The sequence below is a fragment of the Phytopseudomonas argentinensis genome (assembly GCF_900113905.1).
Lineage (GTDB): Bacteria > Pseudomonadota > Gammaproteobacteria > Pseudomonadales > Pseudomonadaceae > Aquipseudomonas > Aquipseudomonas argentinensis.
Genome location: NZ_FORC01000004.1, coordinates 427306 through 448286, shown reverse-complemented (window position 1 = coordinate 448286; position 20981 = coordinate 427306). Strand labels below are relative to the sequence as shown.

At 61.7% G+C, this 20981-nt stretch carries 33 protein-coding genes; 23 read left to right on the top strand and 10 right to left on the bottom strand.

Going from position 1 to position 20981, the window contains the following annotated elements; all coding sequences use genetic code 11:
- Positions 1–24: 24 nt before the first annotated feature.
- The 6 genes from BM154_RS19890 to BM154_RS19865 all read right to left on the bottom strand — a co-directional run bounded on the left by BM154_RS19890 (position 25) and on the right by BM154_RS19865 (position 3322).
- On the bottom strand, positions 25–417 hold the full coding sequence (locus BM154_RS19890) for a hypothetical protein (RefSeq protein ID WP_074888298.1): 393 nt from the start codon (positions 415–417) through the stop codon (positions 25–27).
- Positions 418–419: 2 nt separating this feature from the next.
- The gene (locus BM154_RS19885; protein WP_074888296.1) at positions 420–674 is read right to left on the bottom strand and encodes a hypothetical protein; all 255 of its coding nucleotides are present in this window, start codon (positions 672–674) and stop codon (positions 420–422) included.
- A complete protein-coding gene (locus tag BM154_RS19880; protein ID WP_074888293.1) occupies positions 671–1282 on the bottom strand; it encodes a 3'-5' exonuclease in 612 nt (203 codons plus the stop codon). The genes BM154_RS19885 and BM154_RS19880 overlap by 4 nt, the downstream gene beginning before the upstream one ends.
- Complete coding sequence (locus tag BM154_RS19875) at positions 1279–2037, bottom strand: Lar family restriction alleviation protein (protein ID WP_074888290.1); 759 nt, start codon at positions 2035–2037, stop codon at positions 1279–1281. Before BM154_RS19875 ends, BM154_RS19880 begins: the two co-directional genes overlap by 4 nt.
- Positions 2038–2052: 15 nt before the next feature.
- On the bottom strand, positions 2053–2427 hold the full coding sequence (locus tag BM154_RS19870; RefSeq protein WP_074888286.1) for a helix-turn-helix domain-containing protein: 375 nt from the start codon (positions 2425–2427) through the stop codon (positions 2053–2055).
- 148 nt (positions 2428–2575) lie between these two features.
- Positions 2576–3322 carry a hypothetical protein gene (locus tag BM154_RS19865; protein ID WP_074888283.1) on the bottom strand — a complete coding sequence of 249 codons (747 nt, stop codon included), beginning with the start codon at positions 3320–3322 and terminating at the stop codon, positions 2576–2578.
- A gap of 411 nt (positions 3323–3733) precedes the next feature.
- On the opposite strand from BM154_RS19865, the gene BM154_RS19860 reads away from it, so the two are divergent.
- The 3 genes from BM154_RS19860 to umuC are packed head-to-tail and all read left to right on the top strand — an operon-like array spanning position 3734 to position 5795.
- Positions 3734–4057: a DUF1654 domain-containing protein gene (locus BM154_RS19860; RefSeq protein ID WP_074888773.1), complete on the top strand. Its 324-nt coding sequence runs from the start codon at positions 3734–3736 to the stop codon at positions 4055–4057.
- Positions 4058–4084: 27 nt separating this feature from the next.
- A complete protein-coding gene (locus tag BM154_RS19855; protein WP_074888281.1) occupies positions 4085–4528 on the top strand; it encodes a LexA family protein in 444 nt (147 codons plus the stop codon).
- Positions 4521–5795: a translesion error-prone DNA polymerase V subunit UmuC gene (gene umuC, locus BM154_RS19850; RefSeq protein WP_074888278.1), complete on the top strand. Its 1275-nt coding sequence runs from the start codon at positions 4521–4523 to the stop codon at positions 5793–5795. Before BM154_RS19855 ends, umuC begins: the two co-directional genes overlap by 8 nt.
- Here umuC and BM154_RS19845 read toward each other — a convergent pair.
- The 4 genes from BM154_RS19845 to BM154_RS19835 form a co-directional block, all read right to left on the bottom strand.
- Positions 5790–6479 carry an SOS response-associated peptidase gene (locus BM154_RS19845; protein WP_074888275.1) on the bottom strand — a complete coding sequence of 230 codons (690 nt, stop codon included), beginning with the start codon at positions 6477–6479 and terminating at the stop codon, positions 5790–5792. The two genes, umuC and BM154_RS19845, sit on opposite strands and share 6 nt — an antisense overlap.
- A gap of 92 nt (positions 6480–6571) precedes the next feature.
- Complete coding sequence (locus BM154_RS24685; RefSeq protein ID WP_074888273.1) at positions 6572–7042, bottom strand: Panacea domain-containing protein; 471 nt, start codon at positions 7040–7042, stop codon at positions 6572–6574.
- Positions 7035–8099 carry a hypothetical protein gene (locus BM154_RS24020; RefSeq protein WP_139225491.1) on the bottom strand — a complete coding sequence of 355 codons (1065 nt, stop codon included), beginning with the start codon at positions 8097–8099 and terminating at the stop codon, positions 7035–7037. The genes BM154_RS24685 and BM154_RS24020 overlap by 8 nt, the downstream gene beginning before the upstream one ends.
- A 48-nt stretch (positions 8100–8147) precedes the next feature.
- A complete protein-coding gene (locus BM154_RS19835) occupies positions 8148–8984 on the bottom strand; it encodes an XRE family transcriptional regulator (protein WP_074888270.1) in 837 nt (278 codons plus the stop codon).
- 88 nt (positions 8985–9072) lie between these two features.
- Here BM154_RS19835 and BM154_RS19830 point away from each other — a divergent pair, with 88 nt between their 5' ends.
- The 20 genes from BM154_RS19830 (at position 9073) to BM154_RS19745 (ending at position 20981) form a co-directional block, all read left to right on the top strand.
- The gene (locus BM154_RS19830) at positions 9073–9252 is read left to right on the top strand and encodes a Cro/CI family transcriptional regulator (protein ID WP_074888267.1); all 180 of its coding nucleotides are present in this window, start codon (positions 9073–9075) and stop codon (positions 9250–9252) included.
- 230 nt (positions 9253–9482) lie between these two features.
- Complete coding sequence (locus tag BM154_RS24225) at positions 9483–10271, top strand: DnaT-like ssDNA-binding domain-containing protein (protein WP_074888263.1); 789 nt, start codon at positions 9483–9485, stop codon at positions 10269–10271.
- A complete protein-coding gene (locus BM154_RS19820) occupies positions 10252–11064 on the top strand; it encodes an ATP-binding protein (protein ID WP_167364712.1) in 813 nt (270 codons plus the stop codon). The genes BM154_RS24225 and BM154_RS19820 overlap by 20 nt, the downstream gene beginning before the upstream one ends.
- Positions 11061–11219 carry a hypothetical protein gene (locus BM154_RS24220; RefSeq protein ID WP_167364711.1) on the top strand — a complete coding sequence of 53 codons (159 nt, stop codon included), beginning with the start codon at positions 11061–11063 and terminating at the stop codon, positions 11217–11219. The genes BM154_RS19820 and BM154_RS24220 overlap by 4 nt, the downstream gene beginning before the upstream one ends.
- The gene (locus BM154_RS19815) at positions 11216–11800 is read left to right on the top strand and encodes an ead/Ea22-like family protein (RefSeq protein WP_074888258.1); all 585 of its coding nucleotides are present in this window, start codon (positions 11216–11218) and stop codon (positions 11798–11800) included. Before BM154_RS24220 ends, BM154_RS19815 begins: the two co-directional genes overlap by 4 nt.
- Positions 11793–12002, top strand: coding sequence for a hypothetical protein (locus BM154_RS19810; protein WP_074888255.1), 210 nt, complete (start codon positions 11793–11795; stop codon positions 12000–12002). Before BM154_RS19815 ends, BM154_RS19810 begins: the two co-directional genes overlap by 8 nt.
- Positions 12002–12232, top strand: coding sequence for a hypothetical protein (locus tag BM154_RS19805; RefSeq protein ID WP_074888252.1), 231 nt, complete (start codon positions 12002–12004; stop codon positions 12230–12232). The genes BM154_RS19810 and BM154_RS19805 overlap by 1 nt, the downstream gene beginning before the upstream one ends.
- Positions 12232–13263: a tyrosine-type recombinase/integrase gene (locus BM154_RS19800; protein WP_074888249.1), complete on the top strand. Its 1032-nt coding sequence runs from the start codon at positions 12232–12234 to the stop codon at positions 13261–13263. Before BM154_RS19805 ends, BM154_RS19800 begins: the two co-directional genes overlap by 1 nt.
- Positions 13264–13478: 215 nt before the next feature.
- Positions 13479–13796, top strand: a complete 318-nt coding sequence (locus tag BM154_RS19795; RefSeq protein ID WP_074888247.1) for a hypothetical protein — start codon at positions 13479–13481, stop codon at positions 13794–13796.
- 74 nt (positions 13797–13870) lie between these two features.
- Positions 13871–14248 (top strand): VRR-NUC domain-containing protein, encoded by a 378-nt coding sequence (locus BM154_RS19790; RefSeq protein ID WP_083414619.1) that lies wholly within the window; start codon positions 13871–13873, stop codon positions 14246–14248.
- Positions 14245–14799 (top strand): hypothetical protein, encoded by a 555-nt coding sequence (locus BM154_RS19785; RefSeq protein ID WP_074888242.1) that lies wholly within the window; start codon positions 14245–14247, stop codon positions 14797–14799. Before BM154_RS19790 ends, BM154_RS19785 begins: the two co-directional genes overlap by 4 nt.
- A 299-nt stretch (positions 14800–15098) precedes the next feature.
- Positions 15099–15284: a Com family DNA-binding transcriptional regulator gene (locus BM154_RS19780; protein ID WP_074888239.1), complete on the top strand. Its 186-nt coding sequence runs from the start codon at positions 15099–15101 to the stop codon at positions 15282–15284.
- 10 nt (positions 15285–15294) lie between these two features.
- Positions 15295–16014, top strand: coding sequence for a hypothetical protein (locus BM154_RS19775; RefSeq protein ID WP_074888236.1), 720 nt, complete (start codon positions 15295–15297; stop codon positions 16012–16014).
- Between the two features lie 106 nt (positions 16015–16120).
- A complete protein-coding gene (locus tag BM154_RS19770; protein ID WP_074888233.1) occupies positions 16121–16480 on the top strand; it encodes a putative holin in 360 nt (119 codons plus the stop codon).
- Positions 16473–16820 carry a phage holin family protein gene (locus BM154_RS19765; RefSeq protein WP_074888230.1) on the top strand — a complete coding sequence of 116 codons (348 nt, stop codon included), beginning with the start codon at positions 16473–16475 and terminating at the stop codon, positions 16818–16820. The genes BM154_RS19770 and BM154_RS19765 overlap by 8 nt, the downstream gene beginning before the upstream one ends.
- Positions 16801–17202 (top strand): HNH endonuclease signature motif containing protein, encoded by a 402-nt coding sequence (locus BM154_RS19760; protein WP_074888227.1) that lies wholly within the window; start codon positions 16801–16803, stop codon positions 17200–17202. The genes BM154_RS19765 and BM154_RS19760 overlap by 20 nt, the downstream gene beginning before the upstream one ends.
- 110 nt (positions 17203–17312) lie before the next feature.
- Positions 17313–17786, top strand: a complete 474-nt coding sequence (locus BM154_RS19755) for a phage terminase small subunit P27 family (RefSeq protein WP_074888224.1) — start codon at positions 17313–17315, stop codon at positions 17784–17786.
- A 12-nt stretch (positions 17787–17798) separates the two neighbouring features.
- Positions 17799–19526 (top strand): terminase large subunit, encoded by a 1728-nt coding sequence (locus BM154_RS19750; RefSeq protein ID WP_074888221.1) that lies wholly within the window; start codon positions 17799–17801, stop codon positions 19524–19526.
- Entirely contained in the window at positions 19523–19684 is a 162-nt protein-coding gene (locus tag BM154_RS24215; protein ID WP_167364709.1) for a hypothetical protein, read from the top strand. Before BM154_RS19750 ends, BM154_RS24215 begins: the two co-directional genes overlap by 4 nt.
- Positions 19677–20981 (top strand): phage portal protein, encoded by a 1305-nt coding sequence (locus BM154_RS19745; protein WP_074888217.1) that lies wholly within the window; start codon positions 19677–19679, stop codon positions 20979–20981. The genes BM154_RS24215 and BM154_RS19745 overlap by 8 nt, the downstream gene beginning before the upstream one ends.

The window sequence follows — 20981 nt, the reverse complement described above, 5'->3', positions numbered from 1 at the left end:
TAGAGCTGGTACCGATCCGGCATGTCATGCCTCCAAGTTCATCTTCGGCCCGCGCTTGATGCGGTGGTCGCGCAGGCGGTCCATCACGGTCTTGGGGCTCAGGCCGGTGGCGTCGCACATTTCGTTGATGCTGGCGCCGGCGGGTGCCATGCGCTGCAGGATGGCCAGGCGCTCGGCGGCTTTGCGCTTCTTGGCGGTGTCGGCCGTGTGGCGCTTGTGATCCTGCTGGCGCAGGGCGCGGCTGGGTTTGGCCTTGGGCTTGCCGGGGCTGGTGATGACGAAGGGCAGCTGCTTGTTGCCGGCGGTGACGATGGGCAGCGTTTGCACGGGGCCGTGCTGGCGCTCGTAAGTGGCCATGAGGGCGGCCAGCTCGGCGCTTTGTTCGGCGCGGGGCTGCAGGGTGGGTGCGTCGAGCATGGTCAGGCCTCCAGGGGCTGGGCGCCTTCGAGCTGCTGCTGCAGCCAGCGGGCTTCCCTTATGGTTTCGCGGAAGCCGAGCACGCGGCCGGTGTCGGCGTCGACGACGCGCACCATGCCACTGCCGGTGGCGATCAGCTGGGTGGCGCGGGGCTTGATGGCGATGCGCTGCTGGGTCTGCTTGCGGGCCTCGGCGCTGCGGCGCAGGAGTGCAGGGATGGCGTCGAGGGTGGCGCGGGCGCGTTGGAATGCGTTCATGCTGGGCTCCTGGCGATGTGCAGCTTGAGGGCGGCGACGAGGATGCGGGCTTCATGCATGGCGTCGTCGAGGGCGTGGTGCTTGAGGCCCACGAACGGCACGCTTTTCTTGGCCTCTGGGTAGAGCTGGACGATGGTGCGCAGGTCGCGGTCGTTCCAGTACGGCCAGGGGCGCGGCACGTGGGCGCGCTGGAAGGCGGTGCTGATGATGACGTTGTCGAAGGTGGCGCCGTTGCCCCACACGTATGTTTCGCCGTAGATGGCGGCGGGCCTGTCGATGAAGTCGGCCAGCTGGATGAGGGCGTTGTTGATCTTGACGCGGTTGAAGCCGTGGTGGATCTCGCGCTGCGCTTCTTCGCTCTGCCTGAGCCAGAAGTCGATGGTGCTGGCGTCGGTTTCGCCGCCGAAGCCAATGGCGCTGTCTACGTCAACGCGGATGTAGAGGCCGTCGCCGATCACGCCGTTCTCGATACGCACGCAACCGATGGTGGCAATGGCGGCGTTGGGGCCTTTGCCGAGGGTTTCGAGGTCGAGGACGTAGTGGGTGGCGCGTAGGAGGGGGTGGATGGATTCGAGGGCTTGGGCGATGGGCTGCAGAGTCGGGGTCATGATTGCTCTCCCTGCTTGGCGCGGTGCGCGGCAATGACCGCATGCACGGCGGCCTCCGGCGTAGCAGCTTCGGCGCGAGCCAGGGGCTCCGACTCCTCGCCGTACAGATCGGCGTGCCACTGGCCCTCGTGCTCGGGCGTCACCGCAATGCGGTGCTGGCGCATGAGTTCGCTCACGTCCTGCGCTGCTGGCGATTCGGATAGAGTCGGTGCTTCCAGACTGTGAAACTTGGCCACGCGGTACGCCAGTCTTGCGAGCGCTTCTGCCAAGTTTGGCCCATGGTCATGGTGAATTATCCCAGTCACTACGATCTCAACGTCGCTATGACCTGCAACTGCATCCCGCTCGTAGCGCTTAACTGCCAACCGCTCACCGCTTGCAGGGTGCGGGGCGGCGCCGAGCATTCCGGCCCAGGTCTTGGTGATGTAGTTATCGTGACCTGCCTCTGGCTCGTTCCAGGCGCCGCTTATCATCGCATCGGTCGGCACGACCGGTACCAGCTTCCAGCTCTCCGGCACCGCCCCGCCAGCGCTCGGCAACTGGGCGCGGGCATTCCACTCACGAACCGCAGCCGCATAGCCGGGTTGTTCTTCGCCGTCATCGTCTTGGATGCCAACCGGGCCGCGGGCCATACATGCTGAATGCTCATCCAGCATGGCCTGGCAAATGACCATCGAAGAACTGTTATCGAGGCGCTCGACGAGAGCATCGTTTTTTCCGCAGAAGGGGCACGGCAGCAACTGTTGATCACTCATGACGATCTCCTTGCCTCAGGCAACGAACGCCAGCTCGTCCACTTTGCGGGCCACGCGCACCTGGTAGGTGGTGCGCGGCCCGGTGGGGCGGCGGATGGGGTTGGTGGGTTGGTTGTGGCCGCTGCCCAGCAGCAGGGCGATGGCGAGCGGGGCGATGATTCCGCGCTTCCAGGCTTCGAGCACGGTGCCGCGGGTGGTCCGCTGCATGCCGAGCTTGAATCGGGCGGCGTCGAGCAGCTGGCGCGCGCCGTCGGGGCTGATGGTCATGGCGCGGGCGATTTCCTTGGCTGTTTTGTCCGTGGCGGCCAGCAGCACGGCTTCGAGCTGCCGGCGCGGCAGGCCTGCATCAAGCCGGCCCTTCCAGCCGGCGACGGTGATGGTGTTGGGCATGGTGCTTCCTTGTCGTGGGTAACCGCATTGGCCCAGCCGCCAAGCGCGGGTGACCAAACCCTGCGTGAATAGCGCAGGCTTGGCGGCTGGCCGATGCGGTTTCGGAGTGGATGGCGCGGCCATTTGGGCCGCGCACGTTGCGTTTAGATCAGTCGTAGATGCCGTAGCTGAAATCGTCATGGTCGCAATCGACGACAACCTTGCTGGCCCCGTAGTAGAGGGCAGCGACGAGCTTGTCGAACTTCGAACGGAACTTGATGACCTGGCCGATCTTGTCGCCATCGAGCCGCGCGGCATAAACAGAACCGATCTTGTTGCCGCGCTCGTCGCGCTCGGGCGTACGGAGGTCGAAGGAGATGTGAATGGCGTTATCCAGGCTGTACTCGCTACGGCCACGGGAGATGCCTTCATCTGGCTGCTTGTCGAAGTAGATGTGCAGCCCACCGTATTCGGACTCTTGGAAGCGGATATCCGGCGCTTCCCAGTGATTTTCAGCGGCGCTCTCTTTGTGCTCTTCGACAAACGCTTCCATCAGATCGTGGAGGCTGATGAATTCCGGCATCTGATCCTTCTTCAGTACCTCGTCGATCGATTCTTGAGCGCGGCGCACCATGTCCGCCTCGACCCCGCTATTTTCCCAGCGCTCCTGCAGCGCCTTGGCGACCATGGCGTTGTATCGGGTCAGCTCGAATACCGAACCGAGGTTGGCCGGCAGCGCGGCCTTGATTGCCTCTTCGACCTGCTTGCCCATGTCGCCGTAACGGCCAAAGCAGTTATCGATGACCTTGGTGAACATCACTTGCACGTGCTCATCGATGATCTCTGCCGGTTTGCCGCTTTCTGCGAATGCCGTTACGCGCTCGACCAGTAGCTGCTCCAGTGTCTGCTTGCTCATGTCCCGCTCCTTGCTGTTCGGTTGATTTCCCGTCTGGCCCTCGGTGGAAGGCCAGCCAGTGAAATCGGGTGTTGCTGCGCAGCGCTGCCAGGTCATTCGCGCGGTTCGGTCTGCACCTCGTTTGCGGCTCGGCCCCTCTGTTGGCTCTGCTGCAATACGCCGGTCGCTGGCGCGCGCTGCGGTGTGTTACTCACCTGACTTTCTGTCGCCCCACAGGTGATGGCCGGGGCTGCCTCGCCGGTTGCCCGGCTAGCTGTTCATGGCGCTGGTTGTTAAAGAGCGGTGCCTTGCGGCGTGCCCGGCAATACAAGCGGGCTTGCAAATATAAAAGCATGCTTGTGCATTGAATGCAAGCAAGCTTGTTTTAAATGTTAGTACTGTATGTTCATACAGTACACCGGGGAGGTGTTTATGGCAGCGCAAAACGTGATGTTGAGAACCGAACAGGAGCCGCTGACGGGCTCGGAAATACTGGGGTTGCGGGTGTCGGCGATGATCAATTCGCCTATTGCGCAACTGGGCAGGCGAGTGCGCATTCACCGGCTGGACACGGACAACGACGAGGCCTGGGGCACGATCATGGATCTGCTGGCCGAGACGGACGGGCTGCAGATGGATTTCGACGACGAGGGGTCGGTGATCCTGCAGTGGGAGAAGCCAGGCGATATGGACGCGGTGTTCGACAGGGAAGAGGGCGGTGCAGCTGAGGCTGAGGAGGAGGCGGCACCGTTCTAACGGCGCCTGCTTCGAGGTTCGATTGAAATGGCAATTATCGATGGCGTGAAAGTGGTTGGTGGGGCGTTCGCCCCGGGCGCCAAGCTGCCGCTGTATTCGTTCAAGGTGCCGGCTGGCTTCCCCAGCCCGGCACAGGATCACCTGGAGCAGGAGATCTCACTCGACGAGCTGTTCCAGCTTCGCGCGCCGCACACCTACCTGGTGCGCGTGTGCGGGGAGAGCTTGAAGGGCGCCGGCATCTTCGACGGTGACCTGCTGGTGGTGGATCGCTCGGCCGAAGCCAAGCACAGGCAGATCGTGGTCGCCGCCCTCAACGGGGAGCCGATCGCTAAACGCTTCTGCCGGGAGAGCGACCAGATCGTGCTGCGCTCGGAGAATCCGGAATACGCGCCGCGCTACGTTCTGGACGGCGATGAACTGGCGATCTGGGGTGTGGTGCGCTTCAGCGTGAGGTGCCACGACGATGACTGAACGGGTATTCGCGCTGGTCGACTGCAATTCGTTTTACGCAAGCTGCGAGCGGGTGTTCCGGCCCGACCTGCAGCGCACGCCCATCGTGGTGCTGAGCAATAACGACGGCTGCATCATCGCGCGTAGCGCGGACGCAAAGCCGTTCGTGAAGATGGGGGAGCCCTACCACCTGGTTGAGGACTTTCTTCGCGAGAAGGGGGTGCTGGCGTTCAGCTCGAACTATGCGTTGTACGGTGACATGAGCCAGCGCGTGATGACTGTGATCGAGGGCCTGGTGCCGGCGCTCGAGGTGTACAGCATCGACGAGGCGTTCGCCGAGCTGACCGGCATACCGCCCGGGCAGTTAGAAGCGCTGGGGCGAACGCTGCGCGCCCAGGTGCTGAAGCTGACGGGCATCCCGACCGGTGTCGGCATCGCCGGAACCAAGACGCTGGCCAAGCTGGCGAACCACGCGGCCAAGCGCTGGCAGCGGCAGACGGGCGGAGTGGTGGACATTCTCGACCCGGAGCGGCGCGACAAGCTGCTGCGCGCGGTGGAGGTGAGCGAGGTGTGGGGCATTGGCCGGCGCATGACCGAGCACCTGCACGCCATGAAAATCAAAACGGCATGGGACCTGGCCCAGGCGGACGCCTGGACGCTGCGCTCGAAGTTCAGCGTGGTGGTGGAGAAAACGGCACGGGAGCTGCGCGGCACCTCATGCCTGGAGCTGGAAGACGCGGCGCCGCCGAAGCAAGAGATCTGCTGCAGCCGTATGTTCGGCATTCGGCTGAAAGAGCTGGCGCCGATCCGTGAGGCGGTCGCCACCTATGCTGCGCGGGCCTGCGAGAAGCTGCGTGCCCAGGGTTCTACCTGCAAGCGCGTTCGGGTGAGCATTCGCACCGGCATGTTCAACCCGAAAGAGCCGAAGTTCGCCCGCGGCCAGGTGATGGAGCTGCCTTACCCAACCGATGACACGCGCATCATCACGAAGGCAGCGGTGGATGGGCTGGAAGCGCTTTACCAGCATGGCTTCGCGTTCAGTAAGGCGGAGATCCTGCTGCTGGATTTGCGGCAGCGAGGAGAGTACACCGACGACCTGTTCGCCCCGGTGCAGCCGGCGGCAACGCAGAAGGTGATGGGCGTGCTGGACAGCATCAACGCGCGCTGGGGTCGCGGCACGCTGCGGCCCGGATGCGTGCCAGCCTCGCCGGTATGGGCTATGAAGCAGGAGATGCTGAGCCAGAGCTACACAACGCGGCTCGACCAGCTGATGCGCGTGCAGTCATAGCAGCGGGTTGTCGATCCGCTCGATCAGGTGCGGGCCTTTATTGCGCACATTGCCGACGTCCCGGCTGACCGGGTACCACTCGAAGGCCTCGGCGGGCAGCTCCTGGTGCTCGGCGATGTGCAGGGCATCGTCCGCGGAGGTCTCGCCGGACAGCCAGCTCAGGGCGAAGTCCGGCGATAGCACGAGCGGCTTGCGGTCGTGCACGTCGACCAGGCCGGCATCGGCGGCCCCGGTGAGGATCACGAAGCCGTCGCTGGCGCCTGGCTCGTCATCGCCGCGAGGCAGCTCGCCGATGCAGGCGAACAGCAGCGGCTCGCCGGACTTGAGGCGGATGAAGTAGGGCTGCTTGCGCTTCTTGTCGTCCGGGTCCGTCTTCCATTCGTACCAGCCGTCAGCACCGACTATGCAGCGGCCGCTCTTCCAGATCGGCCGGAAGAAGGGCTTGGTGGCGACCGTTTCCAGCCGGGCGTTGATGGGGCCAGGTCGCCCGCCAGTTGCCCAGTGCGGCTTCCAGCCCCAAGGCACCACCGAATCACGGTAGCGATCACCCACCTGATGGATGACGTGCACGCCGGTGGTGGGCGCCACGTTGTAGCGGCCAATGGGCGCGCTATCGAACAGGTCGAGGTTCAGGCTCTGGGCGTATTCGGCAGGGGATAGCGATTGGACAAAGCGGCCGCACATGATCAGCTCCTGGGGTGAGGTGATCGGTAGACCGGCGGCATGGAGGGGAAGTGCAGGGGGAATGAAAAAGCCCGGCTGGTGGCCGGGCTTTTTCAAGAGTTATCTGAGCTTCTGTAGCGTCTTGCAAGCTCGACTAAATTAAGTTCAGAGTACCTCTCGCTCGATGTTATTGGATATGTAGAGTACACATAGTCAATAAAGTCATTGAAGTATAATGTTTTTGTTTTTTTGATAACAAAATCCATTATTTCAGAGTCTCTGTGAGTTACGCTTATATCCCAAGGCGATCCGATGTACTTAATCAGCTGCTTGCTTGCTCCATAATCATTGACACTGTTTTCAACTCTGAACAAAGGTGAGGATCTTGTAGAGGAAATAATGTCTTCGACATATGGCCCGTAATGATTAAAAATCCACCGTATATCTGTAAGCTGTTGGTTGTCAGATAGTGCTGATATCCAGTCAGCTAGATAAACTAGCTTAGTTAGTCTGGCTTTCGATAGCTCGCCAGGGTATGGATAATTATTACAAAGGTAGGCTACTATGTTTTGTAATCTATCCATTTGTTAAACCCTTTTTAAGCTCATCCTCGATAGATGGCCCATGCATTCTTTCTCTTGCCATGAGCTCGCGATTCAGACTTTGGCTTTCCTGTATGTAAGCGGCATACATACCCTGATATTCATAGAAATATTTACTTATGTCAGCCTTAAGATCTACTCTCTTCTGGAAGAAGCCAGGATCAATGCTTTCGAATACTATAACACCTTTATGAGAACCTGCCGACATTACCGCGAATGCCATGTATCGGCAGCTCTTCATTCTTAATCTATTAACATCTGATTCATGCATGTGATATTTTTCGCAAATATATGCGCAGTATTTTTGATCATCATCCAGGCCGTCAGGGCAGTGTTGTTCCTCAAAACTATTATGCCTCCAAGCGATTCCAATTATTCCCTGGTTAACAGAGAATTTTTTCCGGGCTACTTTGTTGTAAATAGGGTTTTGTGAGTAGCGGCCAATCACGTGAAGCTCTTCTTGATACTCATTGAAAAGAGTTATTCTTTCAAATGTGCCGAATGATAGGTGTATTGACGCATGTTTAAGTGAGTTCTGAATTAGCTCTTTGTGAAGCTCGAGTAGCCGGGACTTAACTCTCTCAAGTTCATGAAGTGAAGTGTCAAGATCAGCCCGGAGCTGAGTCCCGCGATTCTGCTCAACTTCGATTTTTGCTGAAAGTTCTATGATTGAGTTGGTATGATCCAGCTCCAACTTGTGTTGGTCGGCTACTTGACTTTCTAGCCTGCTTTGTAGCCGGTTTTGGTCCTTGTATATCCCATATCCGCCAGCAAGAGCTAGAAGTATTCCAAATATAATTGCCAAATACGGGTTGGTAAGAAGAAATCCAATTACAGCTGACGCACCATCGGCGGCTCGCCAGCTTTCTTGCATATTATAATTTCCAGCAAATGCTCCGCCCAGGGCGAATAAAGCAGTCCCAGTTACGTTGAATAATATGAATAAGGATTTGTCCAGAGATCTGGATATCCAGGTAAACAATCCTTCCCGCCCACTAAATCCGCTCGCTCGGATTTTTTCAAGAACAGTGGTAAACATCCATGTGGCCTATTGATTAAATTATTGGGACTGGGTATTTAGCAAGGATTAGAGTCGATTGGCATTCCACACGAGCAAAATCCTTCCTTGTATGAATGCCTCTTCTGCTTTAATCACCCGATCCTTATGCTGCGGGTTGTCGGAGATCATCTCGAAATGCTCGGCATCGGCGACCTGCAGGCGCTTGATGTAGAAGTGGCCCTGCCAGGCGAAGGCGTAGATGCCGTCTCCGGTGAACTCGCGCACGCTGGCGTCGATAATCATCGGGTCTTTGTCCTGGATGGTCGGCGCCATCGACTGGCCCGCACCGGTTATCAGCTTCAGGTGGGCCGGGTCCTTGTAGGTGACGCCGAGCTCGCGCAGGTGCTGCTGGCTGACCGTCACGTCGCGGAACATCTCGGGGAAATCGTGCACCACCTTGCCGCCACCCATGGCGCCCTGGACGTCGTAGTGGGCGATGCGGATCTCGTCGCCGAAGGTTGGCCGGCGGTGGAAGTCGGCCACGATGACGTTATCGGCTGGCGCCGAGGTCGGGTAGGTGTCGTTCAGGGTATCGGTGACTGATTTCTCCAAGCGTTCGAGCTGATCCGGCCGCAGGTTCTTGCCCTGCAGCATCTGCAGCACCTTCTCCGCAGCCCCGGACGCCTGCTTACGGCGTGGCGGCTCACCCTTTCCCGATAGCAGCCAGTCGACGGTCGTGTCGTATCCCTCGGCCAGCGCTGCCAGGTTCTCGTTCTTGATGTTGCCTGTGTCACCGGCGAACCACTGCCGCACGGCTTCGTAGCTAACGCCGCAGGTGTTGGCGATATCGCGCTTAACGCCACGGGCGCCGATGGAGGGCCGCCTGGCGAGAACGAGTTGAGTGATGCGGTCGGTAATTTTCATTGGCGGAATTTACAAGGTTGCTTCCCAAGCATGCTTGTTTAATAAATACAAGCATGCTTGAATTGCGACAGGGCAATGGGAGGTCGCCATGACCAAAGCACAAGCAATCGAGCATTACGGTTCGATGAAGTCTCTCGCCAAGGCATTGGGCGTTTCTTACGAAGCGGTCCGGCAGTGGGTGAGCGTTCCGCCTCTTCGCCAATACGAGCTTGAGCGGATCACTGATGGAGCGCTGAAGGTCGACGACAGCGAGAAGGCCGTCGCCTGACCACGATTCGCATCCTACCGAGCCAATGCCCAAGGCGGCAGACGGATGGAAGGGATGGGGATTTATACAGTGCCCGAATCGCGGGCAATAAAAAGCCCGGTGGCTAGACCGGGCTCCATGTAACGCAACATCACGAGGCCTGATTATGGGCATTTCTCTTTTCCCCCGCAACACAGGATGTGGCGCGCCACGTTTTGGCGTTGCGTATTTCGTGGCGCGTGGTGATAGCCATGGCCGGTGACTGGATCAAATTCGAGCTGGCCACTCTCGACAAGCCGGAGGTTTGCCAGATCGCTGACCTGGCAAACATCGACCTGGATGCGGTGGTGGGCAAGCTGCTGCGCGTCTGGGGCTGGTTCGACCAACAGACCGAGCAAGGTAACGCTCCGAGCGTTACTAAAAAGTTACTGGATCGTTTGGTTGGCGTTATCGGTTTCTGCGATCACATGGTTTCGGTCGGTTGGCTGATCGAGGCGGATGGGGTGATCAGCATCCCGAATTTCGACCGGCACAACGGCAAGACCGCCAAGAATCGCTCTCTCACGGCCCTGCGCGTGGCCAGCCACAAGAAAACTAACGGCAAAGGTAACGCTGCGAACGTTACCCCGCCGTTAGCAGATGCGTTACCTAAAGAAGAGAAGAGAAGAGATAAAGAACAACAACAACAGGCGCCGGCCCCGATAGCGGGAATCGAGGCCAGACAGCGGTTCGAGATGTTCGAGGGCTGGGCGCCCGACGAGGTGAGCATTGCACCGCACCTGAAGCTGATCGGCGTGACTGCTGACCAGGTGACCAAGCAGGCCATCGCGGAGTTCGTGTCGTACTGGATGACCCGCGACGCGTCGCACAACCAAGGCAGCTGGTGCCGCGAGCTGGTGGCGTCGATCCACCGCAATGCCGTGCGCACCGCTGCCACGTCGGGCGCTCGCCCTGGCCGCACTAGCCAGCACACCGGGCTGGCGAACCAAGACCCACATGCCGGCCTGGAGGCCAATGCCGATGGAACGTTCCAGCTCTAACCCGTTGGGCGCAAGCCTGGCGCGCCTGCAGCAGTCCGCCGGGATATCCGGTACCCAGCCGGCCAAGTGCCCGGACCATGGCGATTACATCGCGACGGTGCTGCGCGAGGGCCAGCTATCCGGCTGCCCGGAGTGTTCGCGTCAAGCCCAGGCCGTTGCCGAGGCGATGGAGCGCGACGAACAGCAGCGCCAGGCCGTGTCGGCTCGCCTCGAGCGGCAGTTGGGCCAGGCGCTGATTCCGCTGCGCTTCAAGACCAAGACCTTCGAGAACTATCGGGCCGCGACTGATGGCCAGCGCGTGGCGCTGGCTGCCGCACGTCGTTACGCCGCTGACTTCCCGGCCAATGCAGCGGCGGCGCGCTGCCTGATGCTGCTGGGCCACGTGGGCAACGGCAAGACGCACCTGGCGGCGGCGATTGCGAATGTGGTGATGGTCGAGCACCGCCGCAACGTGCTGTACACGACCGTTTCGCGGGTGTGCCAGCAGGTGAAGGCGAGTTACGGCAAGGAGGCGCAGCAGAGTGAGCGGGAGGCGATCGAGGTGTTCCGCACGCCGGATCTGCTGATTCTCGACGAGGTGGGCGCGAGCTACGGCACGGACTTCGAGCGGATGGTGATGTTCGAGGTGATCAACGCCCGTTACGAGGAGATGAAGCCGACGCTGGTGATCTCGAACCTGTTCGCCGAGGCCCTGGCCGGCGCCCTGGGCGACCGCACGGTCGACCGGCTGCGCGAGGGCGGCGGGGTGGTGGTGGTGTTCGACTGGCAGAGCGCGCGGCGAGGTGTGGCATGACCGGTGCGCAGGCCCAGGCCCTGCAGCAGCTGCTGCTGGTGGGCTTCCGGGTGGAGCAGATGGGTAAGCGGGTGATCAAGGTGCAGCGCGGTAACGATTACCGCTTGGTGCTGCAGGACGGTGGGTTGAAACGGGCGATGGGGGCGAGGCGATGAGAGAAGTTGATCGACAGGAGCTGCGGCGTTTGGCGCAACAAGCTACCCAGGGCGCGTGGTTGGCGGACGGTGACGAAACGAACCAGCACGGCAATGTGGTGGGGCACTTCGTCGCTCACGAGAATGGCGGCCGCATTGGCCAGGCCTTTTCGAACTGCCTTGTTTCGGATGATACATGCCGTGCAAATGCGAGATTCATGGCTGCCGCCAACCCCACCTCGGTGCTGGAGCTGCTGGATTATGCGGAATCTCTCGAAGGCCTGTACCGCATGCATCAGCAGACCGAGACGCGTGCAATGCGCGACTTGAAGACGGAGCGCGACAAGCTGCTAGCTGATGTCAATCTGCTGCGGGCTGATGCCCGCGTTGGCGCTGACGCCTATTCCTCGTTGCTGAACTCCGTACGCCGAGCTGTAGGAGAGGATCGATTCGGGCCTTCACGCTTGCAGAGAATGTTTCTGATCAATTTCAACCGCGCCTGCCGGTTGATTGATGAGATGACAGCCCGCGGCGATGTTGAAGCCGATGGTGAGGGTTACGGTCGCAGGTTCGTCTCCAAGGATGGCACCGCCAATGGCTGACCTCCTGCGCATCCGCATCGTCCCGCGCCGCCAGCACTGCTACCGCACGCCCGATGGCTACGTGCTTTTCAGCTGCCGCTACCAGCATGCCCGGGTGGCGGTGATTCGCCCGGGCGAGAGCGTGCCTTTCGTGTACTGCCTGACCGCCTTCGGCGCAACCGATTCAATCGAGGCGGATCGTGCTGCCAGGAGAGCTCGCTGATGGCCAGCCCAACAATCGAGGATCTGCTGGCGCTGGCGAAGGCTGCTCCGCGCAAGGAGGACCCGGACTTTCCGGGGGGCCGCATCTGGACTGACGCGGCCAGTCGTTACGTCGATCTCGAGATTTATATGTTCGGCGATCCTATCGAGATGGCGAAGGCGCTGATCGGGCAGATTCACGCCCTGCAGGATCAGATCCGGACGATGCGCGCCGAGCAGGAGAACCGTTGATGGCTAAGAAACCAGGCTTCCGCACCCTTGGCGATGTGGTCGAGTGGTGGCTGTCGCGTATCGAGGGTGACCGCACGCGTAGCGAGAAGTACCGGGCGAGCATGGCCTGCCTGATGCGCAAGCACGTGCTGCCGCGCGTGGGCAAGGTGGCGCTGCGCAAGGTCGACCGCGTGACGCTGGACGACCAGTTGGTGTTCCCGATGCACCAGGAGCTGGCGCCTCGCACGGTGCAGAAGGCGTTGCAGGGCCTGCGCCAGGCGTTCGCAATGGCCGAGACGCAAAAGCGCATGGACAGCAACCCGCTGGCCGGCACGACCTTCCGGGATTTCTACAAGGGCAAGCTGCGGCCGAAGCCGGCAGCACTGTCGCGGGTTGACCTGGCCGAGCTGGTGCAGCACCTGGTGAGCGTGTTCAACGCGGAGCCGGCTAAGGGGATGCTGCCGCTGATGATGCTGGCCCACGGCACGCGCATCGCCGAGACGCTGGGGGCGCGCTGGGGCCATGTGTCGCTGGATGAGCGGGTGTGGGTAATCCCCGAGGCGAACACGAAGAGCCGCCGCGAGCATGTCCTGCCGCTGACCACCCAGGTGCTGGGTCTGTTGCGCCGGTACCGCGCCGCGCTGCCGGATGCTCGCTTGAAGACTGCATGGCTGTTCCCGGTGCGCGGTGGTGCCGGCATGGCGCTGACCAGCGGCCACGCCCTGATGCGCGAGGTGAGCGGCCGGCAGTGGACGAGCCACGACCTGCGCAAGCTGATGCGCTCCAGCCTGGCGGACATCGGCGTCGATCACATGGTGGGCGAGCTGTTGATCAACCATGCCCTGGGCGTGACCACCGAGACCTACCTGACCCGCGACGCAATGGACCGTCGCCGCGAGGCACTGGAGCGATGGCATGCACGCCTCGACGAGTGCGGCTTTGCTGATGCACACGGCCAAAAAGTGGCCGTTCCTGCACTTCTTAAAAATGACTGCAAGCCAGAAGCAGCGGGCGATAGCGCCGTTTCCGGTATTTCTACGTGGGGAGGGTGAAAAATGGCCTGTGACCGGTGTTTCGTTACCCAGGGCCGCGAAGGCGAGAAGGGCTCGTGGTGCACCACCTGCGGCGAGAAGCGCTTCGATGTCGATGATCGCGTGTGTGGTGATTGTGCCCACTACGTATCTCGTGGCCTTGGCGGGGTATGCCGGAAGCATCTGATGGGCGTAAGTCCAGGCATGCACGTCACGTTCAAGGTTGAGGAGGGTTCATGCTGGACTGCGATAGGGGTGAGCCCATGCGCGTGAACGCCGAGCAGCACCAGCGCTGCGAGATCTGCCAGGGTTCCGGCGAGTACCGGGGCATCTACCACCGGAACGGCTGCGTGGCCTGCAACGGCGCCGGTGTGGTGCTGGCCGGCGGCGAGGCGATGAGCCCAGAGCAGGCGATCGCCTACCTGCGCCAGGAGCTGACCGCCGCCGAGCGCCGTGCGCCGCGCCCAACCCGCCAGGCCATTGCCGGCGATGCCGAGCGCTACCAGCAAGCCAACACACGCGGCCCTGGCGGCACGCACTACTCGGGGGATTGACCGTGGCTCAACCGATCAAGAAGTGGCAACTGGCGAAACCGAGCACGCGGCGCCCGGCAGTCGACTACGAGGGCATGGAGCAGGCCGCGCTGTTCCGCTGGCTGCAGGTTCGCCACCCGGTGGCCGCCGGCCTGGCGTATCACGTGCCCAACGGTGGGCACCGTGTGAAGGCTGTGGCCGCCAAGCTGAAGGTGCAGGGCGTGAAGGCAGGGGTGAGCGACATCGTGCTGCCGATGGCCCGCGGCGGGTTCTTCGGCCTGTACATCGAGTTCAAGGCCGCGGCGCCGCACAGCGCCGCGCTGAGCGAAACGCAGCGGGCATTCCTGCACGACGTCCAGCAGCAGGGCTACAAGGGCGTGGTGTGCCGGGGGATGGACGAGGCAATGAAGGTGATCGAGGCGTATCTGGCGAGCGCGCCGACAGTGGCGATGGTTGAGGGGGGAGGGCGATGATCTATCCAAGCGTACAAAGCGCGGTGGTGTCGGCGTTGGCGGCCGAATGCATCGACAACACGAGTAAGCAGGCCTGGCAGAAGCTGATCGACCTGGACACGGTACGGGTTGGTTCGGGCGTGTCGGCCTCGGATCGCATGCAGGCCGACTGCTGGGTGTTCGCCCGGCTGCACAGCCAGCTGATCCCGCGCCACTGGAACGCCCTGGTGGCGAAATACAGCACGCACAAAGGGCGGAAGGTGCAGGCGATCAGTGCGTTGGTACCGGTGGTGGCTTCCCATGCGCCGCGTTTGTTCATTGGTAACGCTGTCACCGCTTGGGCCATTCCGCCAATGAAGGGGGCAGCCGGTAAGCGCTCCGTCGACATGATCGTGCTTCCCGAGCAGTTCTACGACCTGAACCGCTGGGACCCGGAGGCGCGGCCGGAGCGGACACGGAGGCGTTGGCGGCAGGGCATCAATGAGGTGCTGGAGAGTCTCGTGACTGAGGCGATGGTGGCGGCTGAGAACATTCTTGATCGGGAGGGTGTGCTGTCCGGAAATTGCGCTTGACACTCGATGGCCGCGTGGCCGAATATTTACCCATCCTGCCGATCTTGCGTGTGTAGGATGATCAATCGAAAGCCCAGCCCCAGCGCTGGGCTTTGTCGTTCCTGGCCGCCTGATTTCTGTGGCCAAAAAAAAAGCCCCGACATGATCGGGGCTTTTTCATTTGTACGGTAAAGAGAGGGCTACCCAGGCCGGTGCGCTAACACCGGCAAGGGCAGCCAACCAGCAGCGTGCACTGCAAGCCAGCCAAGGCCCCCTCACTCTCGCGAGAGCGGGGCGAGCCTAGCAGAAACTAAAAGGCTATGCAGATGTTGAATGAATGCCGTTGCGGCAATTGCAAACGACTACTCGCCCGAGTGGGCGCGTTTACTGAGCTCCAGATCAAATGTTCCCGGTGCGGGACGTTGAATCATGTGAAGGCCTCGAGCCTCGAGCATTCGCCTCTGAGCGACATGACGCGGGTGACCCCGCATCAATCCAATCTCTGAGGTGACATGCATGAAAATCCAAAAGAAAAATCTGATCCTGGGTGCTCTGGCTCTGGCTGCTGCCCTGGGTTCTGTGGCGTCGCAAGCGGCGACCATCACGCAATGCGCTAACCTGGCTCGCCCGGCGGGATACCTGACGGTGCAGACGGGTATTCCGAGCAGCTGCTCGACTACCCGAATGTCGACGAAGTACGAAACGCCGCGTGACGGGCTGCGAATCAAGAGCTGGAGTGAGCTTCAGACCCTTCCCGAACCGTGGGGCGTGACTACCATCGAAGGGGTCAACCCTAATTACTACTACACGATCAAGGCTGCCCGCGAGGGGATGCAGGTATGTGCTCTCTTCCCGCCGCCCTATAACTGGGTGTCGAAGAAAGCGGGAATTACCGGCAGCTGCGGCCAAGTCAGCAACTTCAGTGATTCGGTTATCTGGCACAAGATCTTCACATCGAGCGTAAGTAAGGCCAGTTCCGGATCCCCGTCGCTGAGCGTGGTGATCAATCCTGCGATCCCCAACCTCTATAACTACGCGGTGCGCACTACCGCCACTCTGAACGGCGCCTCTACTACCGTTGTGAAGACGGGGCTTACTGGCACCGGTACCTACGGGCTTAGTGTTCTCGCGCCGAGCTTGGTGAGCCAGGTGGCAAAAGGCGCCTCCTTCACGTTCCAGATCGACATGTTCAATCAGCAGACGAAGGTGGCCGACGAGTTCGTAGCCGTCCCGTAATGGGCCGCCCCGACTGCGGTCGGGGCTTTGTTTCGGCTGATCACAGCCATATGCCCGCATTGCGGGCATTTCTTTTTCTGGCCGTTGGCCGCTGGGAGTAATGACGATGAGCGAGCCAGCAAGCGTCGCGGCTGTGACTGTGGCCGGTGCCGCAGGTCTTGGCGTGGCGAGTGCTCTGGCTGGAGTCGACGGCAACGCGGTTGCCGGCTCGGTTTGCGGTGCGCTCGTCTTCGTGATGACGCGACACGATTTGCGCCTGGCCAACCGCTTGGTGTTCTTCTTCATCAGCGTTGTGATGGGCTATCTCTTCAGCCCTGCGCTGACCGACCTCCAGGTGTGGGGGATTCGGCCATTCGCTTACTCGGGCCCGGCGGCGTTCGTTGCTTCGGCGCTCGCCGTCACTCTGATCGTTGCGGCGATCAGCAGGCGAGGGGCGCCGCCCGTGCAGGGAGACCCCAATGGATAGCTTGAGCATGTTCCTCGACCAGGCCACGTTCTGGCTATGCCTGGTGCTGTTCCTGCGCCTGTTCACGTTCCAGCGTGGCGCGCTGCGCTTTCGGCGCAACATCTCTTTCATGGCCTGGGTGACGATGGCTGGTTCGGCTGCGGCGGTGATCTATATCGCCACGGGTAAGCTGACGCTGCCCGCGTTCGCCTGGCCTCTGGTGCTGATCCTTGCCGTGTTCACATGGCTGGTATGGCGGGCCCAGGGAAATCTTGCAGCAGTGCTCAGGCCTGGTGCTGGGTGGAATGGGATCGACCGCAGGAAGGAAGGGGGCTCGTCAGATGCCAGTCCGCCCCCTTAAGCCCTGTGCCTGGCCGGGCTGCAGCACGCTGGTGCGTGGCGACTACTATTGCCCGCGGCACGCGCCGTTGGCCGCCGAGAGGCAACAGGCAGCCAAGCGCACGGTGCACAGGCGCTACAACGAGCGCCGTGATGAGTCGGACGCGTTCTACAAGACTGAGCGCTGGAAGAAGCTGAGCGCCTACTACCGCAAGAAGCATCCGGTGTGTGAGCACTGCGACAACGCTGCTAGCGACATCACTGACCACATCAAACCTGTGAAGACGCACCCGGACCTGGCGACGGACTGGGACAACCTGCGAGCGTTGTGCCGTGCGTGCCACAACAGCATCGGTGAGCGTGTCGGTCTGGTGGCTGAGGGAGCGGGCCGAGCGTCGGGTTGAACGACCTGCGGGGTGGGGGTGGGTCAAAAGTCTGCAGCTGCAGACCGCCCGAACGACGGGGGGAGCCAAATTTTCATACCCGCGAAAAATGAAATTCAGGAGTTCGGCCCATGCCTGGTGTTGCAGGGCGATCCGGCCGGCGCCCGAAACCCACGGCCAAGAAGGCTCTGGCGGGCAATCCTGGTAAGCGGGCGCTCAATAGAGCTGAGCCCAAGTTCACCGAGATAACGCACGTAGACCCGCCCGAGTGGATGCAGCCGCTGGCCATCCAGATGTGGCAGACCGTCGTGCCCGAGCTGCTCGCGCAGCACATCGTGTGCATTACCGATCTACACAACGTCGAGGCGTTCTGTACCGCATACGCCAACTGGCGTTCCGCTCAAGAACTCGTAGTTCAGCACGGCCCGATTGTTGAGTCGGCGATGGGCAGCCCGATGAAGAATCCGGCCCTCACTGCTGCCAAGGAGGCCATGTCGCAGATGGTCACCTTCGGCGCGATGCTGGGCCTCGACCCGTCGAGCCGCTCCCGCCTGATCGGCGGCAAGAAGGCGAAAGCCGCAAACCCATTCGCAGATCTCGTCTGACCGCAGGCTCACATGGCAACGAAGTACCCCAACGTCGAATCCGCGATTCGGTGGGGGAAGCGTGTCATTGCCGGCAAGGTGCCTTGCTGCAAGTACGTGCGCGAAGCGGTCGAGCGGCACTTCTGTGACCTGGCCAAGAGCCGGGGAGCGAGATTCCCTTACCGCTTCGACCCGGCCAAGGCTGAGAAGAAGCTGCGGCTGATGCAGATGCTCCCGCACACCAAGGGTGAGTGGGCATTCAAGCGGCAGCTGGTCACGCTCGAGCCCTGGCAGCTGTTCGGCTTCGCCATGACGTTTGGCTGGGTGCGCAAGCACACCGGCTTTCGCCGTTTCCGCGTCAGCTATTGGGAAGTGCCCAGGAAGAACGGCAAGAGCGTTGTCGCCGCCGGCGTGGGCATCAGCATGTTCACCGCGGACGACGAGTTCGGCGCCGAGGTATACGCCGGCGCCACCACCGAGAAGCAGGCCTGGGAGGTGTTCCGCCCAGCCCGCCTGATGGTCAAACGCTCGCCCATGCTGATGGAAGCGGCCGGAATCGAGGTGAACGCCTCGAACATGAACCGCCCGCTGGACGGCAGCCGCTTCGAGCCGCTGATCGGCAACCCGGGCGACGGCGCCTCGCCGAGCTGCGCGATCGTCGACGAATACCACGAACACCAGAGCGCCGCGCTGTACGAGACCATGCTCACCGGCATGGGTGCCCGCCGGCAGCCGCTGATGTTCGTGATCACCACTGCCGGTTCTGACATCGAAGGCCCGTGCTACGACCTGCGCCGCCAGGTGATAGAAATGCTCGCGGGCGACGTGCCTGACGACGAGTTGTTCGGCTGGATCTGGACCATCGACGACGGCGACGACTGGACCGACCCCAAGGTGCTGGCTAAGGCCAACCCCAATTTCGGCATCTCTGTGTTTCGCGAGTACCTGGAGAGCCAGCAGCAGCGCGCCATCCGCACCGCGCGTTTCACCAACACCTTCAAGACCAAGCACCTCAACATTTGGGTATCGGCGAAGGCGGGCTTCTACAACATGGAAGCCTGGCGCAACAGCGCCGACGCCAGCCTGACCCTGGAGCAGTTCGAGGGGCAGGACTGCGTGCTGGGATTCGACCTGGCACGCAAGCTCGACATGAACAGCATGGCGCGCCTGTTCTGGCGCGTGATCGACGACCGCATCCACTACTTCTGCGTGGCGCCGCGCTTCTGGGTACCGGAAGACACCGTGCGCAGCGTCGACAACCAGCGCATGTCCGAGCGATATCAGGCCTGGGTCAACACCGGTGACCTGATCGAGACGGCAGGCGCCGAGGTGGACTACCGCGAGATTCTGGAAGAAGCCAAGGACGCAGGCCGGCTGAGCGCCGTGAAGGAATGCCCGATCGACCCCCACGGCGCCACGGGGCTCTCACATGAACTCGAAGACGAAGGCCTCACGCCCGTCGTCATCACCCAGAACTACACCAACATGTCCACGCCCATGAAGGAGCTGGAGGCCGCCATTCTCAGTGGCCGCTTCCACCACGACGGCAACCCGATCATGACCTGGTGCATGGGCAACGTGATCGGCAAGAACCTGCCCGGTAACGACGACGTCGTGCGACCTATCAAGCAGGGCAACGACAACAAGATCGACGGCGCCGTGGCGCTGATCATGGCAGTGGGGCGGGTGCTGGCCCAGGCCACGACCCCTAACACTGACGACGACTGGTTCGACGCCATACGGAATCCCATCATCACATGAACGCCTTCTATGCATTCCTGCTGGTCAGCCTGGCCGGCTTCGCGTTGCTATGCGCCGGCGTTTGGCTGCTGATTGGCACTGGCTGGGCGCTGATCGCCGGCGCCTGCTCGCTGTTCTGCATTGCGGGCTTCATCCGCCGGGGTATGACCAATGGGTAAGAGCCTCATGCAGGCGCTGGTCACCTCGGCGCAGCGCCCGGCTGCCAGCCTCACCGAGTGGGTGGGAAAGCCGATCCGCCTGAGTGACGGCGGGTTCTGGAGCAGCTATTTCGGTAGCGAGTCTAGCTCCGGCAAGACGGTCAACGTCGACAACGCCATGCGCCTTTCCACGGTGTGGGCCTGCGTGCGCATCATCTCGATGTCCGTCGCCGGGCTGCCGCTGAACATCTACCGCCGCAAGGCTGACGGCAGCCGCGAGACGGCGCGGGACTTCCCGCTCTACGACGTGGTGCACACCAGCCCCAACGAAGACACGACGGCCTTCCACTTCTGGCAGGCTGTCGTTGCATCGATGCTGCTGTGGGGCAACGCCTACTGCGAGATCCACCGATCCGCCGGCCGCGTGATCGCCATCGACTTCCTGCTGCCTGGCCGCGTTAAGCCCGAAACGGACGATAACGGCCGGCTGCGCTACTGGTACTCGCCCAAGAAGGGGCCGCGCCGCGAGATTCTGCGCAAGGACATGCTGCACATCCCGGCCTTCACCCTGGACGGCAAGATGGGCCTATCGGCCATCCGCTACGGTGCCGACGTATTCGGCTCGGCGATGTCGGCGGATGACGCGGCCAACAGCACGTTCAAGAACGGGATGATGCCCACCGTAGCGTTCAAGATGGATCGGGTGCTGACGCCCGATCAGCGGACGGACTTCCGCGAATACGCCAAGACCATCAGCGGCGCCATGAATGCCGGTAAATCGCCGGTTTTGGAGTACGGCATCACGCCCGAGGCGATTGGCATCAACCCCGCTGACGCGCAGTTGCTGGAGTCCCGAGGACACAGCGTCGAGGAAATCTGCCGCTGGTTCGGCGTGCCTGCCTGGATGGTCATGAAGACCGATAAAGGCAGCAACTGGGGCACCGGGCTTGAGCAGCAGCAGCTGGCTTTCCTGACCTACTGCATCATGAGCTACACCGCCCCCATCGAGCAGTGCGTCGAGAAAAAGCTGCTCACCGCCGTGGATCGCGTCACCTATTACGCCGAGTACTCGCTCGAGGCATTCCTGCGCGCCGACAGTGCAGGCCGCGCCGCCTACTACGCCACCATGACCCAGAACGGGAACATGACCCGCGGCGAAGTGCGGCGCAAAGAGAACCTGCCTTCCAAGCCAGGCGACGACATCCTCACCGTTCAATCCAACCTCGTGCCGCTCGACCAACTGGGCAAGCAGAGCGAAAGCCAATCCGTTCGCGCCGCCCTGATGAACTGGCTCAACGCCGACAAGCCAAAGGAATAA

What these genes read in the sequence shown, in the direction of transcription:
- BM154_RS19885 (WP_074888296.1), bottom strand. Translation starts at nt 674, where the DNA reads ATGAACGCATTCCAACGCGCCCGCGCCACCCTCGACGCCATCCCTGCA.
- BM154_RS19855 (WP_074888281.1), top strand. Translation starts at nt 4,085, where the DNA reads ATGGCAATTATCGATGGCGTGAAAGTGGTTGGTGGGGCGTTCGCCCCG.
- umuC (WP_074888278.1), top strand. Translation starts at nt 4,521, where the DNA reads ATGACTGAACGGGTATTCGCGCTGGTCGACTGCAATTCGTTTTACGCA.
- BM154_RS19815 (WP_074888258.1), top strand. Translation starts at nt 11,216, where the DNA reads ATGAGAGAAGTTGATCGACAGGAGCTGCGGCGTTTGGCGCAACAAGCT.
- BM154_RS19875 (WP_074888290.1), bottom strand. Translation starts at nt 2,037, where the DNA reads ATGAGTGATCAACAGTTGCTGCCGTGCCCCTTCTGCGGAAAAAACGAT.
- BM154_RS19790 (WP_083414619.1), top strand. Translation starts at nt 13,871, where the DNA reads ATGGAGCAGGCCGCGCTGTTCCGCTGGCTGCAGGTTCGCCACCCGGTG.
- BM154_RS19890 (WP_074888298.1), bottom strand. Translation starts at nt 417, where the DNA reads ATGCTCGACGCACCCACCCTGCAGCCCCGCGCCGAACAAAGCGCCGAG.
- BM154_RS19785 (WP_074888242.1), top strand. Translation starts at nt 14,245, where the DNA reads ATGATCTATCCAAGCGTACAAAGCGCGGTGGTGTCGGCGTTGGCGGCC.
- BM154_RS19765 (WP_074888230.1), top strand. Translation starts at nt 16,473, where the DNA reads ATGGATAGCTTGAGCATGTTCCTCGACCAGGCCACGTTCTGGCTATGC.
- BM154_RS19880 (WP_074888293.1), bottom strand. Translation starts at nt 1,282, where the DNA reads ATGACCCCGACTCTGCAGCCCATCGCCCAAGCCCTCGAATCCATCCAC.
- BM154_RS19835 (WP_074888270.1), bottom strand. Translation starts at nt 8,984, where the DNA reads ATGAAAATTACCGACCGCATCACTCAACTCGTTCTCGCCAGGCGGCCC.
- BM154_RS19770 (WP_074888233.1), top strand. Translation starts at nt 16,121, where the DNA reads ATGAGCGAGCCAGCAAGCGTCGCGGCTGTGACTGTGGCCGGTGCCGCA.
- BM154_RS19830 (WP_074888267.1), top strand. Translation starts at nt 9,073, where the DNA reads ATGACCAAAGCACAAGCAATCGAGCATTACGGTTCGATGAAGTCTCTC.
- BM154_RS19775 (WP_074888236.1), top strand. Translation starts at nt 15,295, where the DNA reads ATGAAAATCCAAAAGAAAAATCTGATCCTGGGTGCTCTGGCTCTGGCT.
- BM154_RS19780 (WP_074888239.1), top strand. Translation starts at nt 15,099, where the DNA reads ATGCAGATGTTGAATGAATGCCGTTGCGGCAATTGCAAACGACTACTC.
- BM154_RS19800 (WP_074888249.1), top strand. Translation starts at nt 12,232, where the DNA reads ATGGCTAAGAAACCAGGCTTCCGCACCCTTGGCGATGTGGTCGAGTGG.
- BM154_RS19795 (WP_074888247.1), top strand. Translation starts at nt 13,479, where the DNA reads ATGCTGGACTGCGATAGGGGTGAGCCCATGCGCGTGAACGCCGAGCAG.
- BM154_RS19745 (WP_074888217.1), top strand. Translation starts at nt 19,677, where the DNA reads ATGGGTAAGAGCCTCATGCAGGCGCTGGTCACCTCGGCGCAGCGCCCG.
- BM154_RS19755 (WP_074888224.1), top strand. Translation starts at nt 17,313, where the DNA reads ATGCCTGGTGTTGCAGGGCGATCCGGCCGGCGCCCGAAACCCACGGCC.
- BM154_RS24020 (WP_139225491.1), bottom strand. Translation starts at nt 8,099, where the DNA reads ATGTTTACCACTGTTCTTGAAAAAATCCGAGCGAGCGGATTTAGTGGG.
- BM154_RS19845 (WP_074888275.1), bottom strand. Translation starts at nt 6,479, where the DNA reads ATGTGCGGCCGCTTTGTCCAATCGCTATCCCCTGCCGAATACGCCCAG.
- BM154_RS19870 (WP_074888286.1), bottom strand. Translation starts at nt 2,427, where the DNA reads ATGCCCAACACCATCACCGTCGCCGGCTGGAAGGGCCGGCTTGATGCA.
- BM154_RS24225 (WP_074888263.1), top strand. Translation starts at nt 9,483, where the DNA reads ATGGCCGGTGACTGGATCAAATTCGAGCTGGCCACTCTCGACAAGCCG.
- BM154_RS24220 (WP_167364711.1), top strand. Translation starts at nt 11,061, where the DNA reads ATGACCGGTGCGCAGGCCCAGGCCCTGCAGCAGCTGCTGCTGGTGGGC.
- BM154_RS24215 (WP_167364709.1), top strand. Translation starts at nt 19,523, where the DNA reads ATGAACGCCTTCTATGCATTCCTGCTGGTCAGCCTGGCCGGCTTCGCG.
- BM154_RS19810 (WP_074888255.1), top strand. Translation starts at nt 11,793, where the DNA reads ATGGCTGACCTCCTGCGCATCCGCATCGTCCCGCGCCGCCAGCACTGC.
- BM154_RS19865 (WP_074888283.1), bottom strand. Translation starts at nt 3,322, where the DNA reads ATGAGCAAGCAGACACTGGAGCAGCTACTGGTCGAGCGCGTAACGGCA.
- BM154_RS19760 (WP_074888227.1), top strand. Translation starts at nt 16,801, where the DNA reads ATGCCAGTCCGCCCCCTTAAGCCCTGTGCCTGGCCGGGCTGCAGCACG.
- BM154_RS19860 (WP_074888773.1), top strand. Translation starts at nt 3,734, where the DNA reads ATGGCAGCGCAAAACGTGATGTTGAGAACCGAACAGGAGCCGCTGACG.
- BM154_RS19805 (WP_074888252.1), top strand. Translation starts at nt 12,002, where the DNA reads ATGGCCAGCCCAACAATCGAGGATCTGCTGGCGCTGGCGAAGGCTGCT.
- BM154_RS19750 (WP_074888221.1), top strand. Translation starts at nt 17,799, where the DNA reads ATGGCAACGAAGTACCCCAACGTCGAATCCGCGATTCGGTGGGGGAAG.
- BM154_RS24685 (WP_074888273.1), bottom strand. Translation starts at nt 7,042, where the DNA reads ATGGATAGATTACAAAACATAGTAGCCTACCTTTGTAATAATTATCCA.
- BM154_RS19820 (WP_167364712.1), top strand. Translation starts at nt 10,252, where the DNA reads ATGGAACGTTCCAGCTCTAACCCGTTGGGCGCAAGCCTGGCGCGCCTG.